This is a genomic window from Arcanobacterium haemolyticum DSM 20595, from assembly GCF_000092365.1.
Classification (GTDB): domain Bacteria; phylum Actinomycetota; class Actinomycetes; order Actinomycetales; family Actinomycetaceae; genus Arcanobacterium; species Arcanobacterium haemolyticum.
Map to the genome: position 1 here is coordinate 781,772 of NC_014218.1, position 17,611 is coordinate 799,382.

The following is a 17,611-nucleotide window of genomic DNA, read 5'->3' on the forward strand; positions in this document are numbered from 1 at the left end:
AGGGCTGATGTGCGAGTGGGGAGTGTTTCACAGATCTGTGAAACACTCCCCACAACGTATGTGCATTAAGCTTCGCAGACGCGAGCCATCAAACGCGGGCCATTCGGGTAACGCACGTCAACCACATCGCCATCAGCTAACTTGGCGGAACGATGAGTATTGATTTCGTTGTTGACGCGAACCCAGCCTTCCTGGATCACTTCGCGTGCCTGCCCGCCCGTTTCTGTGAGGCCTGCAAGTTTAACAAACTGGCCAAGCTGGATGGGAAGTCTGACATCGAATTCTTCAATCATTGTGCACTCCGAACTGTTGTGGCGTTATCGTTGGCAAGAGCATCTGCCAATTCACCAAGATGGCTAGGTTCCTCAACGTTATCATGTGTGGAATGATCAATGATCGCATCTCCAGCCCGTTTCCGACGTATAACAAACACCCCATAGATGCCAAGAATCGCGATTATCACCAGTACACCCCATGGAGATCCAGTTGCCGATGCCATCGCAGCTTTCCACACAGTCCAGCCAATCGTTGCATAAATCGATGCCCATGCGATGCCGCCGGGGATCATGGCAGCAGTGTAGAGCATCCATGGCATTCGGAGAATTCCTGCAGCTAGATTCGCGATCGTTTGGAAGCCAACAGTGAGGAAAGAAAACGTAACCACTGGCCAGCCACGACGCTGAACAGTATCAATTCCTCGCACAATACGTTCGGACGTGAGCCACGAATCGAAGCGTTGACACCACGGTTTTTCGGCGTGGTTTCCCACCTGAGAATAGACGACGTGAGCCACGTAGCGCCCCAGCCAATATGTGCCTTGTGCTCGGAAAAAGATCACGACGCACAGAAAGGCGAACACTGCAATGAACGGGCCTTCTGAGAGGAAGGTTGTGATATCTGAGATTAGGTTCTTCATCTACTCGTTTTCGTTGAGGGTACATTCGGAACAGAGCCCGAAAATTTCGAATGAATGGGACACGCGGGTAAAGCCATGTTCGTCTGCGATTCCATCAGCCCACTCTTCAATTCCTGCACCAGATATTTCGACTGTTTTTCCGCATGAACGGCACACAATATGGTGGTGGTGAACGTTTTCTGCACAGTAGCGGAAGAGTTGGGTTTCTGATTTTTCAAGACGGAGAACATCAACAGAACCGTTGTTCGCTAGCGCTTGGAGGTTCCGATACACGGTGGCGAGCCCGATGGATTCGCCGGATTGATCGAGAAGATCGTGGACTTCTTGAGCGGAGAGGAAATTTTTTTCAGTGCGTAAAAGTTCCCAGATTGCTTGACGTTGTTTCGTCATGCGTTTCATATGTGTCCCCTTTTGGTGTGTCGTGGAGCGAGGGGATGATCTAGTTGCGTTCCCTTCGCCGTATTTGGCCTAGCACACCTAGTATAGCGGGACGGAAGATTGCTACAAGAAGGTAAAGGGTCACAGCGTAGAGAACGATGGTTGCGCCGGGGGACCACGGGTAGTAGTAGGTTGTGATGAGTCCGCTTGTTGCGACGACGACGCCGATCGCCATTGCGATATGCATCGTGGCACGGAATGATTCTGAAATCATGTGAGAGATCGCCACGGGAATGATCATCAGAGCTGACACGAGGAGTGCGCCAACTACCCGCATCGCAACGGAAACTGTGAGTGCTGCGGTTACAGCAATCAATGCTGAGAGAAAAACAGTTGGGAGACCGGAGGCACGTGCATGTTCTTCGTCGTGGCACAAAACGAACAGTGCTGGGCGGAGTCCTAAGCCAATAAAACCAATGACAACACAGAGGATTATTGTGAGGAGAACGTCTAATTCTGTAACAGTGGAAATGGAGCCAAACAAGTACGAGGTGAGGTTCGACGTGGTGCCGCCGGCAATCCCAATGAGGATAACGCCTCCTGCGATGCCTCCATAGAAAACAAGAGCAAGTGCCACATCACCGGAGGAGTGGCCGCGGTTGCGCATCCATTCGATTAAGAGCGCACCCAAGATCGAGGCGATGATTGCACCAGGAACTGCCCAAGCGTCTCTATTTGCTGCATCTGCTGCGTTTGCAGCCAACCAGCCCATCGCAACACCTGTGAGAGCAATATGCCCAATGCCATCACCCAAAAGCGTGAGACGGCGTTGGACCAAGTAAGTACCAACAACCGGAGCTGCAAGGCCTACCAGAACGGCAACGATAATCGCACGCACCATCAATGGCGATGAAAGGAAATCAAGCATGGGTGTCCTCGCATTCGCAGGCTAGTGGATCGACGTGGGCAACAAGAGTTTGATCGGTTTTTTGGAGCCGGCCTTCGGCAACGATATGGACTTGATCGATGATGGAATCAAGGTTGTAGATATCGTGAAGCACCATAACAATTGTGGTGCCAGAAGCGCGGAGGGCTGTAAGGGTGCCGATAATGTGAGCACGAGAAGAAGAATCGATACCTGCGAAGGGTTCGTCTAGTACAAGAAGATCGGGGTTTCGTACAAGAGCTCGTGCGATCAGCACACGTTGTTGCTGTCCGCCAGAAAAAGTTTGGACTGATTCGTGTGCTCGGTGTGCGAGGCCAACCGTTGCGAGGGCTTCCATGGCACGGCTTCGTGCAGACTTTGGAAGCCAGAATTTCCATCCATGAATGAAACCAGACATGACAGTTTCAAGAGCTGTTGCCGGGACATGGGAAACGCTAGTGACGCGCTGTGGAGCATAACCAATTCGTTGCCACTGTGTTTTACGGCCCAGTGGTTGACCGAAAAGATGGATTTTTCCCTGAGAATGAGGAATGGCTCCAACAAGGGCTCGGATAAGGGTGGACTTTCCCGAGCCGTTAACGCCGAGTATCGCAACGGTGGATCCTGTATCAATATCAAGATCGATGCCATGGAGGATTGGATTCCCACCAAGTTTTACGTGCAGATCTCGGACGCTAACGGCTGGGCTAGTCATAGTGTTACTTTGTACACCTCATGGAGTCGGAAAGAGCAGTCAAGTTCTTCTCCATCATAGCGATGTAATCGGTGGAAGCGTCAGTTGCAGTGGCTGCAACGTCCAACACGGCGAACTTTGCACCAGTTTCCTTGGCAACGGTTTCAGCAACCTTTGCTTCACCTGTGGTGGGAGTGAAGATGGTGTTGATCTTTTCGTGTTCAACCAGTTTCTTCACTTCAGCGATACGTGCTGGTGATGGTTCGAATTCAGGATCGATACCTGCAACGCCGATCTGCTTGAGGCCATATTCGTGAGCGAGGTAACCAAATGCTGCGTGGGTTACAACGAATGACTTGGTTTCGCATGTGCCAGCGAATGCGGATTCGAACTTCTTATCGAGCTCGGTTAGGCGCTTCACGAGTGCTTCAGAGTTTGCCTTGAAGTCCTTTGCGTGTGAAGGGTCCTTTTCGCTTAAGGTCTTGGCAATTGCTTCTGCTGCATCTGCCATACGCTCTGGATCGGTCCAGAAATGTGGATCGTAGATGCCGTGATCATGGTGGTGTTCGTGGCCTTCTGCCTTGTGATCGTGATCGGCGTGGTCATGATCGTGGCCTTCGTGCTCGTGTTCGTGGCCTTCTGCCTTGTGATCGTGATCGGCGTGGTCATGATCGTGGCCTTCTGCCTTGTGATCGTGATCGGCGTGGTCATGATCGTGGCCTTCGTGCTCGTGTTCGTGGCCTTCTGCCTTGTGATCGTGATCGGCGTGGTCATGATCGTGGCCTTCGTGTTCGTGTTCGTGATCGTGGCCTTCGTGCTCGTGTTCGCCGCCGGTTTCTTCATTCTTCAGGAGGTGAACGGAATCGCCGATGTTGATGGCGTTGGACTTGGAGGAAGCAACTGCATCATCAATAGCAGGGGAGAGCTTTGCAAGGTAGAACACGATATCCGACTTTTGCATGTCGGAGATCTCCTTAGGGGAGAGTTCGACCCCGTGGGCGTCAGCACCTGGAGGAGTAAGGTCGGTGACCTTGACGTGATCCTTTCCGATTTCGGAAACCAGGTAGGTGAGTGGGTAGAAGCTTGTTGTGACGGAGAGCTTGCCGTTTGATGCGCTCTTGTCTGAAGCAGCATGTGAACAGCCGGCAAGTGCGAACGCAGAAGCGCTCAGGATTGCAATAACTTTACTGATGTTTTTGATAGCCATAATCATTATTAAACACCAGTTGAGAATAGTTGCCATCAGTCATGCGCCCTAATGAACTCATAATGTGTTCCCTTTAACTATCGTGATATGGGATTGGTGGGAACGGAAGGCGAGTTCGGGTGAAGATACACGTACAATGGGGGATGTAAACGATTACTGCATCATCCAGATGCAGACATGTGAAAGGAGTAGCCGCATGGCCAAGCAGGCCCCATCGCGACTCGATAATGTTATTTCTCTTGCTAAGCGGCGTGGATTCGTCTTCCCCTGTGGTGAGATTTATGGCGGAACTCGTTCCGCTTGGGATTACGGCCCGTTGGGCGTTGAACTGAAGGAAAATATTAAGCGCCAATGGTGGAAGGCTAATGTTACTGGGCGTGAAGATATGGTGGGTCTTGATTCCTCCATTATTCTTCCGCGTGAAGTATGGGTGGCATCAGGTCACGTTTCTACCTTCTCTGATCCTTTGATTGAATGCCAGCACTGCCACAAGCGCTTGCGTGAAGATGATCTGATTGAGCAGTACGCAGAAAAGAAGGGTGTTGCAGAATCAGAGGTTTCGATGTCTGATGTGGCATGCCCGAACTGTGGCACTCGTGGTCAGTGGACCGAATCTAAGCCGTTCTCTGGCTTATTGAAGACTTTCCTTGGGCCAGTGGATAATGAAGAAGGCTTGCACTACCTGCGCCCGGAAACCGCTCAAGGTATCTTCGTTAACTTCCTTAACGTCGTCACTGCTGCACGCAAGAAGCCGCCATTTGGTATCGGCCAGGTTGGTAAGTCGTTCCGCAACGAAATTACCCCAGGTAACTTTATTTTCCGTACCCGTGAATTCGAACAGATGGAAATCGAATTCTTCGTGAAGCCGGGCGAAGACGAAGAATGGCACCAGTCCTGGATTGATGCTCGCCTTGCATGGTACGAAGATTTGGGCGTCTCACGTGAGAACCTGCGCCTGTACGAGCACCCGAAGGAAAAGCTCTCCCATTACTCCAAGCGCACGGTTGATATTGAATACCGTTTCGGCTTCCAGGGTTCTGAATGGGGTGAACTCGAAGGCATTGCAAACCGTACTGATTTCGATCTCTCGTCGCACAGCGAAGCTTCTGGTAAGAAGCTTGAATACTTCGATCAGGCAACAGGTGAACGTTATACGCCGTACGTGGTGGAACCTTCTGCCGGTTTGACTCGTTCACTTATGGCCTTCCTCACTGAAGCCTATACAGAAGATGAAGCTCCAAACACTAAGGGCGGAGTTGATAAGCGTATCGTGCTCAAGCTCGATCCACGCCTTGCTCCTGTGAAGGTTGCAGTTCTGCCATTGTCACGTTCGGCAGATCTTTCGCCGATGGCACGTGAGTTGGCTGCGAAGTTGCGCAAGCACTGGAATGTTGATTTCGATGATGCCGGTGCGGTTGGCCGCCGTTACCGCCGCCAGGATGAAATCGGCACACCGTTCTGTGTGACTGTCGATTTCGATTCGCTAGAGGATCAGGCTGTGACCATCCGTGATCGTGACACGATGGAACAGGTTCGTATCCCACTTGCGGAAGTGGAAGCCTACTTGGCAGGAAAGCTCATTGGCTGCTAGTCACTCTTTGGCTGGTGGGGAGGAACTCCCCACCAGCCATTCGCATTCGCATTCAGGCCGATTGGATCTTTCTCCTGCGGATCGCAAACGAGTCAGCCTATCGTTGGCCTCCGTTGTGGTTCCGTTGGCGATTCTTACGCTTATTGGCTTGTTTTTGTTGTGGCCGCGGGGCGGTTCTCCGATTGGGTCACAGATTGAATTCGCGCCGGGCGCATCGCAAGTAATCGGTGAGATCAGTTCGATTGGCGCCACAGATGCCAGCCGCCAAACGCCAGTGAAAATGCTGGTGGATGGGGTGGAAGTTGGTCTCCATGTTCCATATGAGTATGTGAAGAACGGCCTTGATGTGGGGGATAAGGTTAAGGCGATTTTTTCTCCTGGCCTTGTTGATACGGATACGCCGTATGTGTTTGTTGATTTTGTGCGCACAATCCCCGTCTGGATCCTTGTAACGCTATACGTGCTGGTGGTGGCGGTTGTAGCCCGAGGTAAAGGGTTGGCTGCTGTGGCGGGCTTGGGCGTATCACTAGCCGTGGTTGGCTTTTTCATGTTGCCGGCGTTGATGGCGGGTAAGCCTCCGTTGCTGGTGGTGCTGGTGGGTGCTGCCGCGATGATGTTTACGTCGATTTATTTGGCGCATGGCGTATCGATTCGTACCACAACAGCGGTGCTTGGCACGTTGGGTGGTTTGGTGATTACGGGTGTGGTTGCCTGGTTTGCGATTGATTCGGCGCATTTGACTGGCGTTTCTGGTGAAGAATCGGTGGCGTTGTTTAGTCAGCTTGGGTATTTGCGCATGGATCAGATTTTGTTGTGCGGGATTATTTTGGCTGGTTTGGGTGCGTTGAATGATGTGACGATCACTCAAGTTTCTACTGTGTGGGAGCTTCACGCTGCGAATCCGCAGGCGCGCCGGGCTAAGATTTTTGGGCAGGCGATGGTTATTGGCCGTGATCATATTGCGTCTACGGTGTATACGCTTGCGTTTGCCTATATTGGTTCTGCGTTGCCGTTGTTGATGAGTGCGTCGCTTGTTGATCGTGGCGTGGTGGACTTTTTGATGATTGGTCAGGTTGCGGAGGAGATTATTCGTACGCTTGTGGCGTCGATTGGGTTGGTTCTTGCGATTCCGATGACGACTGCGATAGCCTGTGTTTTTGCTCCCGTAGCCCCTGCGAAGAAACGAGACGAAGACTAAATGAGCGTTCGTGTTGGTGAAGTTACGTTGGAATCTCCGGTTATTTTGGCTCCGATGGCGGGGGTGACGAATCCGCCGTTCCGTCAGTTGTGCCGCGAGTTTGGTGAAGCAGGAGCACGTGCTGCTGGGGTTACTGAGGTTGGTAGTGGGCATACCACGGGTACGGTTTCGCATGCGGGTTTGTATGTGTGCGAGATGGTTACGTCACGCGCGTTGATTGAACGTGTTCCTGAGACGCTGACTATGATTCAGCCTGATCCGGCCGATCCGGTGCGTTCAATTCAGTTGTATGGCGTTGAGCCGAAGAACATTGCGGCTGCAGTTGAGATTTTGGTTCGGGAAGATTGGGCAGACCATATTGATATTAATTTTGGGTGTCCTGTTCCGAAGGTCACGCGCAAGGGCGGCGGTTCCGCGTTGCCGTGGAAGCATCAGTTGTTTTCGGATATCGTAACGGGCGCGGTTGCGGCGTCGGAACGCGCGTCGCGTGAAGCGGGGCGTACTCACACGATTCCTGTAACGGCCAAGTTTAGGATTGGTATCGACGACGATCATACGACGTTCCGTGACGTCGCTAAAATGAGTGAAGACGCCGGGATATCGGCCTTAACTCTACACGCGCGGACAACCGAGCAGCATTATTCTGGCCAGGCGCAGTGGGATTACATTCGGGAATTGAAAGCTACATCGAATCTGCCGATTTTCGGTAATGGTGATGTGTTTGAAGCAGAAGATGCCGCACGTATGTTGGCTCACACTGCGGCAGATGGGGTCTGTGTTGGCCGTGGGTGCCAGGGGCGCCCGTGGTTGTTTTTCGATTTGGTCGCGGCATCGTATGGTTCGGATGCTCGTTATCGGCCATCGTTACGTGAGGTGGCGGATATTATTGTGCGCCACGGTGAACTTTCGGTGGCTCACTTTGGTGATGAACACCGTGCAATGCGCGAACTGCGTAAGCACGTTGGCTGGTATATGCGTGGGTTTTCGGTTGGTGGCCAGATGCGCCACCAGCTTGGTCTGATCGAATCGGTTGAACAGTTGCGTGACTTGCTGGATACGTTGGATTTGGATCAGCCGTTCCCGGATGCTGCGGAAGGCCCCCGCGGCCGCGCAGGTGGCGCTAAACGCCCGCACTTGCCCGAATTCTGGCTAGATTCCCATGAATTAACACCAGAGCAACAAGCAAAGATCCATGAAGCCGAAGTGAATACTTCCGGCGGGTGAAACCTTAACCTTATCGACACCCTATCTGCGTGGCTCCGGCATTATGCCCGGAGCCACGCCACTTCGCCGGCCGGGAGCAGGAAGGAACCATGATCCTGTAATTCAGCAGTTGAGATGGCGAGTATACGAGAATCGGCTGGGAGAAGATCAGGTGTGGTGCCAAAGTTGATCCGAACTTCGATATCATCCACAAAGATGCGTACGATGCCGTGATCTGCACGGGACTGATCTAAACCGATGTTGCCGTTGGTGATGCTGGAAGCGTTGCGTAACCGGAGCATGTGGCGAATCGATGATGGAATTTCGGTTGTTTCTCTATCAATGTGAATAATGCCAGGTAACGCCAGGGTCATTAAGGTTATAGCTGTAGGGGATATGTACCCGGCTGCTGCGTAGATAGATTTGCCGCTCAAATCCCAGGCGGGCAATGTGCCGGCAGAGTTGAACAGCCGATAGAGTTGGATGAGTTGCGGGCCGAAGTTGGAGGCTGACAGCGGGAAGCTGAGCGGGCGGCTACGAACGATATGAACGTAGGCATCGTGGACTTGGTTGGATAGCTCAGCAAAATCTGCAGGGGAACGCCCGTTGATCCCAAGCGATAGGACGGCATCTTCATGGGCGATAGACACGAAAGCTTGAAGTTGCCCAATTGTGAGATCGCCGATGTGAGACACGTGGGAATTAACGCAGTGAGCACCGAGCTCCACACCCCAGGCGCCCGCTTCTAGCCACGTTGACACCGCATCATGGGCATCGTGAAGTTGTGAAATATCAGGAAGAATCCGTACCTGACGTTTTTTAGCCTTAGCCATGATATCGGTGAGCGAGATGCGATCAAGCGTTCCAGGAATCGTGATTACGGTGGCGCCGATTCGTGCCATCGTGGAGATTAAGTCCAAGATGAGTTCAGTGGTAGCAGCTTCTTCTGCAGACGCGTGATACCACACGGCGTGCATTCCCCATGCAGGGGACGGGGTTGAACGGATAACAGTGACCGCGTCTTTGCGAGGCGTGGCAGGTGTCTCACCTGTGTCCAACTCAGTGTTGCTCATGGTGTCCTTAGCGTCCTGAAAGGTAGGGTAGGTTCTGTGAATCAAGCCTACACTGCAAGTGACAAAGAACGCTGGTTGAGCGAAGGAATTAAGAGTACCGCACGAACTGATTTCGAACGTGATCGGGCTCGCGTCTTGCATTCGGCCGCATTGCGCCGCCTTGGTGCGAAAACCCAGGTCATGGGGCCAGAGTCTGACGATTTTATCCGTACACGCCTCACTCATTCGTTGGAAGTTGCGCAGGTTGGCCGTTCTTTGGCGAAAAATTTGGGTGCCGATGAAGATATCGTGGAAACCGCGTGTTTGTGCCATGACATGGGGCATCCTCCGTATGGTCACAATGGGGAACAGGCGCTTGATGAGCTTGCGGTATCGTTTGGTGGTTTTGAAGGAAATGCCCAAACGCTTCGTATTCTCACGCGGCTTGAGCCGAAGCGATTCCACGACGACGCCCGCCCAGCCGGCCTCAACCTGACGCGCGCGATCGTGGACGCCACCGTGAAGTATCCGTGGACTCGTTTTGCGGGTCCGAAAGGGGAGAGTTCACCTAAGTTTGGGGCGTATGACGACGACGTTGCAGCATTCAAATGGGCTCACCAAGATCATGGAACTGCACGCTCTGCTGAAGCGCAAATGATGGATCTAGCTGACGATATCGGCTATTCGGTGCATGACGTAGAAGATGGTGTTTTTTCTGGCTATGTTCACCCGAGCGTTCTTTCTGTAGCGAATGATGCCGAAATTGCCAAAGTCGTTGAATCAACACTGAACTGGTATAAGCCATCGTGTTCGGTAGACGAACTCGCCGCCGCCGGCCAGCGCGTGCTTTCCATGGAGGCGTGGCCGCGTGAATACCTTGGATTACAGCGTGACATGGCTGGCCTGAAAGACTACACATCGGATCTGATCGGCCGGTTCATTTCGGCAGTCACTGACGCAACCCGGGAGATTCATCCAGAACCGTTGGTACGTTACGGCGGAAACGTCGTCGTCCCACGGGAAACCGCGCTCGAAATCCTGTTCGTGAAAGGTATAGCTGTGCACTACGTCATGGCTCCGCGAGAACTCGAAGCGCCGTACTTCGAACAGCGCACGATTCTTTTCGATCTGATGGATGCTCTCACGGAAAACCCAGAAGATCGTCTGGAACCCATGTTCCTTGAACTGTGGCGCAACGCGGCAGATGAGAACGCGAAACTGCGGGTGATTGTGGATCAGATTGCGTCACTTACCGATCAATCTGCGCGAAGCTGGCATTCCCGCTACTGCGGAATGCTACGTCACTGATCTTCTCTCGTGTTGCTATGACCTAGATCAATTCTGTATCCTTTGAAGAGCTAGATGCGTGATATGCACGATGACGTGCTTTTATACGCATCACTATGTCAATGGAGACACTAGAAAAGGTCCAACATGAAAAACATGAAGAAGGTTATTGCTGTTTCGCTAGGAAGCCTCCTGGCACTCTCTGCGTGTGCAGGTGGTTCCAGTGCGCCAAGCACATCGGCCGGTAATAGCGGAGCAAACAACCAGAAGCCACTAGTCTGGTTCAACCGTCAGCCATCTAACTCGTCCACTGGCGAACTAGATAAGGACGCGCTGAACTTCAACGATAAGACGTACTACGTTGGCTTCGATGCCTCCCAAGGTGCAGAACTCCAAGGAAAAATGGTTGCCGAATTCATCGAAAAGCACAAGGATTCGATCGATCGCAACGGCGATGGCAAGATTGGCTATGTTCTGGCAATTGGCGATGTAGGACACAACGATTCCATCGCACGTACCCGCGGTGTTCGTAAGGCACTTGGTACTGCAGTTGAAGAAGGTGGAGCGATCCTCTCCGATCCAACCGAAACCAACGCAAACGCTGTGAAGGAAGGCGAACTTGGTTCCTTCAAGGTTGTTGAACTTGCTTCCAAGGAAATGAAGACGGGCGCCGGTGCAACGTGGGATGCCGGTACCGCTGGCGATACCATCACCGCATGGAGCGGCAAGTTCAACGATCAAATCGATCTTGTTATCTCCAACAATGACGGCATGGGTATGGCCATGTTTAACAAGTGGGCTAAATCGGCCAAGGTGCCAACGTTTGGATACGACGCCAACTCGGATGCTGTTGCCGCAATCGCTGATGGTTACGGCGGCACCATATCCCAGCACGCTGATGTCCAGGCATACCTCACCTTGCGTGTTCTTCGTAACTCCCTTGATGGCAAAGACATCATGGAAGGCATCTCCAAGGCTGACGAAGCCGGAAACGTCCTCTCCGATGAAGATTACAAGTATGTAGAATCAGAACGTTCCTTCTACGCTCTGAACGTGGCAGTTAATGCAGACAACTACAAGAAATTCCTCGATTCCACCGTCACCTACGAACCAGTCTCCAAGCAGGTTAAGGCGGACACCAAGAAAGTCTGGTTGGACATCTACAATTCCGCAGATAACTTCCTTGGATCCACCTACCAGCCACTTCTTCAAAAGTACGATAAGCTACTCAACCTTGACGTTGAATACATCGGTGGCGATGGACAGACAGAATCCAACATCACCAACCGTCTAGGAAACCCAGGTTCCTACGATGCATTCGCGATCAACATGGTCAAGACTGACAATGCATCGTCCTACACCTCACTCCTTAACCAGTAATTTGTGATTCATCTGTTCAACTTTGAACATAAGTGAATGGGGCAATGAGGTCTTATCCTGATTGCCCCATTCTCAGAAAGAAAAACGTCAATGTCAGACAGTAACGAAGAAGTTGTATTGACTATCCGTGGCATGTCAAAATCATTCGGTCGCAACAAAGTGTTGGACCACATTGATTTTGACGTCAAACGCGGATCCATCATCGGCCTCATGGGTGAAAATGGTGCAGGCAAATCCACCATGATGAAGTGCCTGTTCGGAACCTACCAAAAGGACGAAGGCGAAGTGATGCTCGATGGGCGTCCAGTTGCCTTCTCAGGGCCGAAAGAAGCACTTGAAAACGGTATCGCCATGGTTCACCAAGAACTCAACCAGGCACTTGAACGATCCGTTGTTGACAACCTGTTCCTCGGCCGATACCCGAAAACAGCCATCGGCACGATCGACGAAAACCGTATGCGCAAAGAAGCCGCCGATCTGTTCCGCCAGCTTGGCATGACAGTCGATCTGACTCAACCGATGCGCAAGATGTCCGTTTCCCAGCGTCAGATGTGCGAAATCGCTAAAGCCATCTCGTACCGTTCCAGTGTGATCGTTCTGGACGAACCGACGTCGTCCCTCACCGAACCCGAAGTGCGCAAACTCTTCGATATGATGCGAAAACTCAAAGAAAACGGAATATCCCTTGTGTACATTTCGCACAAAATGGACGAAATCTTTGACATCTGCGATCAAGTTTCTGTTCTGCGTGACGGCAAACTGGTGATGACCAAAGATACGGCCGATACCAACATGAATGAGCTCATCACCGCGATGGTTGGGCGTTCGCTTGATAACCGGTACCCGGACGTCGATAACATGCCAGGCGAACCAATCCTCTCCATTAACCACATCTCAACCAAGTTTGCCCCATATATCAAGGACATCTCGTTTGACGTACGTGAAGGGGAGATTTTTGGTTTGTACGGGCTTGTTGGTGCTGGGCGGACCGAACTGCTCGAAACAATCTTTGGCGTACGAACCCGCGCAACCGGGCGCGTCTACTACCGTGGCAAACTCATGAACTTCAACAAGCCACGCGAAGCCATCGATTCTGGATTCGCACTCATCACCGAAGAACGCAAAGCTGACGGCCTGTTTATGAAGGGCGATCTGACCTTCAACACAACAATTGCCAACCTGCCTGCCTACAAAAAGAACCTCTCGCTGTCTGATCGCAAGATGCAAGCCGCAACCGTGGCAGAGATTCGCACGATGCACACCAAAACGACAGGGCCAGAAGAACTCATCTCCGCGCTCTCTGGTGGAAACCAACAAAAAGTGATCTTCGGCCGCTGGCTGGAACGCGAGCCAAAAGTATTCATGATGGACGAACCAACTCGTGGCATCGACGTCGGCGCAAAATATGAAATCTACGAACTGATCATCAAGATGGCAAAGCAAGGAAAAACGGTCATCCTCGTCAGCTCAGAAATGCCTGAAATCCTCGGAATCACAAACCGAATTGGCGTCATGTCTGCCGGCAAGCTCGCAGGAATCGTCAATACAAAAGAAACCAACCAAGAAGAGCTCCTGCGGCTCAGCGCAAAGTATCTGTAAAGGAACAGCAATGACTATCCTCACCTATGAAAAGGAAGAACAACTTCTCGCGCCGATCAAAGACCACGTGGGCGCCATCCAAAACGAAATCGATACGTTGCGTGAAGACGGCACCACCAAAGTCACCCGGCTCCAGCACCAACTCCGCAACCTCAAAGCGGACCGCACCTTGACTAAAGAAGAACGCGCAAACCTACGCAAGCAAGACGAAGCCGAACTTGCCGAAGCGCGCCGTGTCCAATCCAAAAACCGAGGACGCATCACCCAGCTGGTCGCTGAAGCCGAAACGTACCTCGATCGCACTTTCGACAAGCAATACTTCAACAAAGTAGACGAAAGCGTACGCGAAGAAAAGAAACTCGCCAAAGTCGAATACGGAAAGCAACTCGACGAACTCAAGCGCGAACACGAACAAACCCTTCGCGAACTCAACAAGAGCGGCGGCCCAGATCTACACCAAGAAATCAAAGACGAAAACTTCGTCTACAAAAACAAGCAATACGACGCCAAAGTCAACATGCAGCAAAAATTCCAAGCTGCAAAAGACCGACGCCACGCGGCCATTTCTGAAAAGTATCACATGATCGATCTGCTGCGGAACTCCAACTTCACCATGAAGCAATCGTTCGCGCAGAAACTCGAAAACTACCGGTACTCCTTCAATCGCCGCCAATTCCTGCTCAAAAACGGCCTCTACATTGTTATCGTGCTGATCTTCATCGCGCTAGCAATCCTGGCTCCGATCACCAAGAGCGTTGATCTTTTCACCACCCAAAACGTGCTCAACATTCTGCAGCAGGCATCGCCACGCATGTTCCTTGCACTTGGCGTGGCCGGGCTGATCCTGCTCACTGGTACCGATTTGTCTATCGGACGAATGGTAGGCATGGGCATGGTGATCGCCACCGTGATCATGCACAAGGGGCCGAACACTGGAAGTGTGTTCGGGTACGCCTTCGACTTCACCTGGATGCCGTTGAGCGGGCGAATCATCTTCGCACTGATCGCTTGTATTATCGCCACCACGCTGTTCACAATGATCGCCGGCTTCTTTACCGCACGGTTTAAGATGCACCCATTCGTGTCCACCATGGCAAATATGCTCATAATTTTCGGTCTGGTTACCTACGCAACCAAGGGCGTCAGCTTCGGCGCCATCGAACCCGATATTCCAAACATGATCGTGCCAAACGTTTCCGGATTCCCAACCATCATCCTGTGGGCTGTTGCAGCCACCGTTGTTGTGTGGTTCATCTGGAACAAAACAACCTTCGGCAAGAACCTCTACGCAGTAGGCGGTAACCCTGAAGCAGCAGCCGTTTCCGGTATCTCCGTATTCAAAGTAACCATGGGGGCCTTCATCCTTGCAGGTATCCTGTACGGCTTCGGATCCTGGCTGGAGGCCGCTCGTATGTTCGGTTCCGGTTCGGCCGCTTACGGCCAAGGTTGGGATATGGACGCCATCGCAGCCTGTGTGGTTGGTGGCGTATCGTTCACCGGTGGTATCGGCCGAATCTCCGGCGTGGTTGTTGGTGTCATGATCTTCACCGGTCTGACCTACTCGCTCACCATCCTGGGCATCGATACCAACCTCCAGTTCGTATTCGAAGGCATCATCATCTTGGCAGCAGTTACCCTTGACTCCCTGAAGTACGTTCAGAAGAAGTAAAGGCGGCTACGCTTATAACATGTTGGGCGGGGATGTATCGGGTTCGATACATCCCCGCCCTCATGCAGAAACAGCCAGATTAAGAACGCGGATCGATATAGGGAAGACCCGATCGCCGCCAGCTATCTAGGCCGCCATGAACAGAAATTGCATTGAAGCCGGCGCGCTTCATCGAGGCTGCCACCCGCAGGGAGGTTTCACCGTCTGCACACAAAAGAATCAGCCGTTCGTCTTTAGACAAGCCCGAATCTGGCCGCAGCAAGCGAGCCTGAGGGATATGCTCACTGCCGCCCGCGAACCCCTTATTGCGATCCAACAATGGCCGAATATCAATGAGGCGTGCGCCTTCTTGGCATTCAGCAAAAGCCTGCGCAGTGGTGAGCTGAGGCGATTTTCCATCCGGAAAAATAAAGTCAAAAAATCCCATACGCTCATTCTATTCGGGGGATCTGTGGTCTTGCTTGCCAACGGTGAAATCCCACGCATCAGCGTTTGCCAGATAAGATGGAGGGTATGGCGGGAATGATAAAACGATCAGTGATTGATGATGTGCGCGAAAAGACGCGCATTGAGGACGTGGTGGGGGAATACGTCACCCTCAAAACCGCTGGCGTCGGATCTATGAAAGGGCTATGCCCGTTCCATGACGAAAAAACTCCATCATTCCACGTGCGTCCACACGTTAACCGCTGGCACTGCTTCGGGTGTGGCGAAGGTGGGGACGCCATCTCATTCATCGAACGCATCGAACACGTGACGTTCGTAGAAGCCATCGAATTGCTGGCCCGCAAAGCCGGGGTAGTCATCGAATATGAAGAAAACGGTAACAAACGCGAAGAATCTGGCCCGCGTGACGTCACTCGAACCCGGCTCATTGATGCACACCGTGTTGCCGAAGAATTCTACGTGCAACAACTAGCAACCGACGCCGGGGAGCCCGCCCGCAAGATGTTAGCCGAACGTGGATTCAGCCCAGACGTGATCGCAGAATTCCGGGTAGGATACTCGCCTGATTCATGGGACGGGTTGCTGACGGAACTACGTCGTCGTGGATTTTCCGACAAAGAAATCTCCGCCTCAGGCTTGGCCTCCCAAAAAACACGCGGGCTCTACGATCGCTTCCGTGGACGCGTGATGTGGCCGATCCGATCGATAACCGGCGATCCAATCGGCTTCGGTGCCCGAAAACTCTTCGAATCAGACCAAGGGCCAAAATACCTCAACACGCCAGAAACCATGATCTACAAGAAATCCGGTGTGCTATATGGCCTAGATTTAGCCAAAAAAGCCATCTCAAGCGAACGCGCCATCGTAGTCGTTGAAGGCTATACCGATGTGATGGCGGCACACATCGCCGGCGTCAAAAACGCCGTAGCCACCTGCGGCACCGCATTCGGATCAGAACACGTCAAAATCGTGCGGCGCCTCATGGGCGATTCTGCCAACCCCGCAGCTGGGGTGATGATGAGCAACGGGCGCGCGTTCGGGGGAGAAGTCATCTTCACGTTCGATGGGGATGCGGCCGGCCAAAAAGCCGCCCTCCGCGCCTTCCAAGAAGACCAAAGCTTCGCCGCCCAAACCTTCGTGGCCGTATCTGAAGGCGGAATGGACCCATGCGAACTGCGGATGGCCGGCGGCGATGCGGCCGTTCGGGATCTGATCGCTCGGCGGCGGCCACTGTTCGAATTCGCTATTAGATCCTTGCTGGATCAGTTGCCGTTGCGAACCGTGGAGGGCCGGGCGGCGGGGCTGCGCGCCGCCGCCCCCATCGTTGCACAAATCCGTGATCGCGTGTTGCAATCCGAATACTCCCGGCAACTTGCTGGCTGGCTAGGAATGGATGAGGCGCTTGTGCGTGATTCGGTACGGCAGGCTGGGCGTTCTGCACGTTATGCTGGGCCGGTTGAACCTGACGAAGTTCCACGGCCGCAACCTGTTTTAGAACCGCGTAATCTTGTGCGTGATCCTGTGGCGCGAGTAGAACGCCAGGCGCTTGAAGTCATGCTGCAGTTGCCAGGTATGGCTGCTGCTGCGTTGGCTGATCAGATCCCATCACGAACCTTCCGTACGCCGATCCACCAAAGTGTTTTTGATGCCATCAGTGCCGCCGGGGGAGTGAGCGCTTACGTTGTTAAATTCGATCAGCTTTCTGCCGCTGGAATGCCTCAGACGGATGCTTCTAACCGTGCGAGCACATGGTTCGTGGAGCAAGTGGAAAATCAAGCGGATGATCTGGTGAAGAATGCTGTGCGTCAGTTTGCTGTGGAGCCGTTGCCTGAAAACGATGAGAAGGAACCATGGCCGTATGTTCGCGGGATTATTCTTTCATTGATTCGGCAAGGCATTGTACATCAAATCGCCGATTTACGGCGTGAAATGCGTATGATAGATGCTGATTCTCCGCGGCAAAACGAGCTGTTTGAGATGCTCATGAAGTTAGAGGCCACGCGCCGAGCATACGATGAAGCAGATTGATGAGGCGTCCGATTTTTGATATCCGTAACTTTTCGGT

General features: G+C 52.6%; 16 protein-coding genes. 8 read left to right on the forward strand and 8 right to left on the reverse strand.

Annotation, left to right across the window (positions count from 1 at the left end):
- Positions 1-65 precede the first annotated feature (65 nt).
- Genes ARCH_RS03485 through ARCH_RS03510 form a run of 6 tightly spaced genes read right to left on the reverse strand, consistent with a single transcriptional unit; the run spans position 66 to position 4,156 of the window.
- Entirely contained in the window at positions 66-293 is a 228-nt protein-coding gene (locus ARCH_RS03485) for an RNA-binding S4 domain-containing protein (protein WP_013169917.1), read from the reverse strand.
- Positions 290-916 (reverse strand): DedA family protein, encoded by a 627-nt coding sequence (locus ARCH_RS03490; RefSeq protein ID WP_013169918.1) that lies wholly within the window; start codon positions 914-916, stop codon positions 290-292. The genes ARCH_RS03485 and ARCH_RS03490 overlap by 4 nt, the downstream gene beginning before the upstream one ends.
- On the reverse strand, positions 917-1,315 hold the full coding sequence (locus ARCH_RS03495) for a Fur family transcriptional regulator (RefSeq protein ID WP_013169919.1): 399 nt from the start codon (positions 1,313-1,315) through the stop codon (positions 917-919).
- A 40-nt stretch (positions 1,316-1,355) separates the two neighbouring features.
- Positions 1,356-2,222: a metal ABC transporter permease gene (locus tag ARCH_RS03500; protein ID WP_013169920.1), complete on the reverse strand. Its 867-nt coding sequence runs from the start codon at positions 2,220-2,222 to the stop codon at positions 1,356-1,358.
- Positions 2,215-2,934, reverse strand: coding sequence for a metal ABC transporter ATP-binding protein (locus ARCH_RS03505; protein ID WP_013169921.1), 720 nt, complete (start codon positions 2,932-2,934; stop codon positions 2,215-2,217). Before ARCH_RS03505 ends, ARCH_RS03500 begins: the two co-directional genes overlap by 8 nt.
- Before the next feature lie 4 nt (positions 2,935-2,938).
- The gene (locus tag ARCH_RS03510) at positions 2,939-4,156 is read right to left on the reverse strand and encodes a metal ABC transporter substrate-binding protein (protein ID WP_013169922.1); all 1,218 of its coding nucleotides are present in this window, start codon (positions 4,154-4,156) and stop codon (positions 2,939-2,941) included.
- A gap of 160 nt (positions 4,157-4,316) precedes the next feature.
- Between ARCH_RS03510 and ARCH_RS03515 the strand changes: the two genes are divergently transcribed.
- The 3 genes from ARCH_RS03515 to dusB are packed head-to-tail and all read left to right on the forward strand — an operon-like array spanning position 4,317 to position 8,133.
- Positions 4,317-5,711 (forward strand): glycine--tRNA ligase, encoded by a 1,395-nt coding sequence (locus ARCH_RS03515; RefSeq protein WP_013169923.1) that lies wholly within the window; start codon positions 4,317-4,319, stop codon positions 5,709-5,711.
- Positions 5,701-6,909, forward strand: coding sequence for a YibE/F family protein (locus ARCH_RS03520; RefSeq protein ID WP_013169924.1), 1,209 nt, complete (start codon positions 5,701-5,703; stop codon positions 6,907-6,909). The genes ARCH_RS03515 and ARCH_RS03520 overlap by 11 nt, the downstream gene beginning before the upstream one ends.
- Complete coding sequence (gene dusB, locus ARCH_RS03525; RefSeq protein ID WP_013169925.1) at positions 6,910-8,133, forward strand: tRNA dihydrouridine synthase DusB; 1,224 nt, start codon at positions 6,910-6,912, stop codon at positions 8,131-8,133.
- 41 nt (positions 8,134-8,174) lie between these two features.
- On the opposite strand, the gene ARCH_RS03530 is transcribed toward dusB, so the two are convergent.
- Positions 8,175-9,185 carry a hypothetical protein gene (locus tag ARCH_RS03530; protein WP_013169926.1) on the reverse strand — a complete coding sequence of 337 codons (1,011 nt, stop codon included), beginning with the start codon at positions 9,183-9,185 and terminating at the stop codon, positions 8,175-8,177.
- Between the two features lie 36 nt (positions 9,186-9,221).
- On the opposite strand from ARCH_RS03530, the gene ARCH_RS03535 reads away from it, so the two are divergent.
- The 4 genes from ARCH_RS03535 (at position 9,222) to ARCH_RS03550 (ending at position 15,099) form a co-directional block, all read left to right on the forward strand.
- On the forward strand, positions 9,222-10,472 hold the full coding sequence (locus ARCH_RS03535; protein ID WP_013169927.1) for a deoxyguanosinetriphosphate triphosphohydrolase: 1,251 nt from the start codon (positions 9,222-9,224) through the stop codon (positions 10,470-10,472).
- A gap of 126 nt (positions 10,473-10,598) precedes the next feature.
- Positions 10,599-11,831: a substrate-binding domain-containing protein gene (locus ARCH_RS03540; RefSeq protein WP_013169928.1), complete on the forward strand. Its 1,233-nt coding sequence runs from the start codon at positions 10,599-10,601 to the stop codon at positions 11,829-11,831.
- A gap of 90 nt (positions 11,832-11,921) precedes the next feature.
- Positions 11,922-13,430, forward strand: coding sequence for a sugar ABC transporter ATP-binding protein (locus ARCH_RS03545; RefSeq protein ID WP_013169929.1), 1,509 nt, complete (start codon positions 11,922-11,924; stop codon positions 13,428-13,430).
- A 10-nt stretch (positions 13,431-13,440) separates the two neighbouring features.
- The gene (locus ARCH_RS03550) at positions 13,441-15,099 is read left to right on the forward strand and encodes an ABC transporter permease subunit (RefSeq protein ID WP_013169930.1); all 1,659 of its coding nucleotides are present in this window, start codon (positions 13,441-13,443) and stop codon (positions 15,097-15,099) included.
- Between the two features lie 79 nt (positions 15,100-15,178).
- Here ARCH_RS03550 and ARCH_RS03555 read toward each other — a convergent pair whose 3' ends face one another.
- Positions 15,179-15,526 carry a rhodanese-like domain-containing protein gene (locus ARCH_RS03555; protein ID WP_013169931.1) on the reverse strand — a complete coding sequence of 116 codons (348 nt, stop codon included), beginning with the start codon at positions 15,524-15,526 and terminating at the stop codon, positions 15,179-15,181.
- Between the two features lie 86 nt (positions 15,527-15,612).
- Here ARCH_RS03555 and dnaG point away from each other — a divergent pair, with 86 nt between their 5' ends.
- Positions 15,613-17,574, forward strand: a complete 1,962-nt coding sequence (gene dnaG / locus ARCH_RS03560) for a DNA primase (protein WP_041640347.1) — start codon at positions 15,613-15,615, stop codon at positions 17,572-17,574.
- Positions 17,575-17,611: the final 37 nt, after the last annotated feature.

Bases quoted from the DNA above. Each gene is read 5' to 3' on its own strand.
- ARCH_RS03485 (WP_013169917.1), bottom strand. From the start codon at position 293: ATGATTGAAGAATTCGATGTCAGACTTCCCATCCAGCTTGGCCAGTTT.
- ARCH_RS03490 (WP_013169918.1), bottom strand. From the start codon at position 916: ATGAAGAACCTAATCTCAGATATCACAACCTTCCTCTCAGAAGGCCCG.
- ARCH_RS03495 (WP_013169919.1), bottom strand. From the start codon at position 1,315: ATGAAACGCATGACGAAACAACGTCAAGCAATCTGGGAACTTTTACGC.
- ARCH_RS03500 (WP_013169920.1), bottom strand. From the start codon at position 2,222: ATGCTTGATTTCCTTTCATCGCCATTGATGGTGCGTGCGATTATCGTT.
- ARCH_RS03505 (WP_013169921.1), bottom strand. From the start codon at position 2,934: ATGACTAGCCCAGCCGTTAGCGTCCGAGATCTGCACGTAAAACTTGGT.
- ARCH_RS03510 (WP_013169922.1), bottom strand. From the start codon at position 4,156: ATGGCAACTATTCTCAACTGGTGTTTAATAATGATTATGGCTATCAAA.
- ARCH_RS03515 (WP_013169923.1), top strand. From the start codon at position 4,317: ATGGCCAAGCAGGCCCCATCGCGACTCGATAATGTTATTTCTCTTGCT.
- dusB (WP_013169925.1), top strand. From the start codon at position 6,910: ATGAGCGTTCGTGTTGGTGAAGTTACGTTGGAATCTCCGGTTATTTTG.
- ARCH_RS03530 (WP_013169926.1), bottom strand. From the start codon at position 9,185: ATGAGCAACACTGAGTTGGACACAGGTGAGACACCTGCCACGCCTCGC.
- ARCH_RS03540 (WP_013169928.1), top strand. From the start codon at position 10,599: ATGAAAAACATGAAGAAGGTTATTGCTGTTTCGCTAGGAAGCCTCCTG.
- ARCH_RS03545 (WP_013169929.1), top strand. From the start codon at position 11,922: ATGTCAGACAGTAACGAAGAAGTTGTATTGACTATCCGTGGCATGTCA.
- ARCH_RS03550 (WP_013169930.1), top strand. From the start codon at position 13,441: ATGACTATCCTCACCTATGAAAAGGAAGAACAACTTCTCGCGCCGATC.
- ARCH_RS03555 (WP_013169931.1), bottom strand. From the start codon at position 15,526: ATGGGATTTTTTGACTTTATTTTTCCGGATGGAAAATCGCCTCAGCTC.
- dnaG (WP_041640347.1), top strand. From the start codon at position 15,613: ATGGCGGGAATGATAAAACGATCAGTGATTGATGATGTGCGCGAAAAG.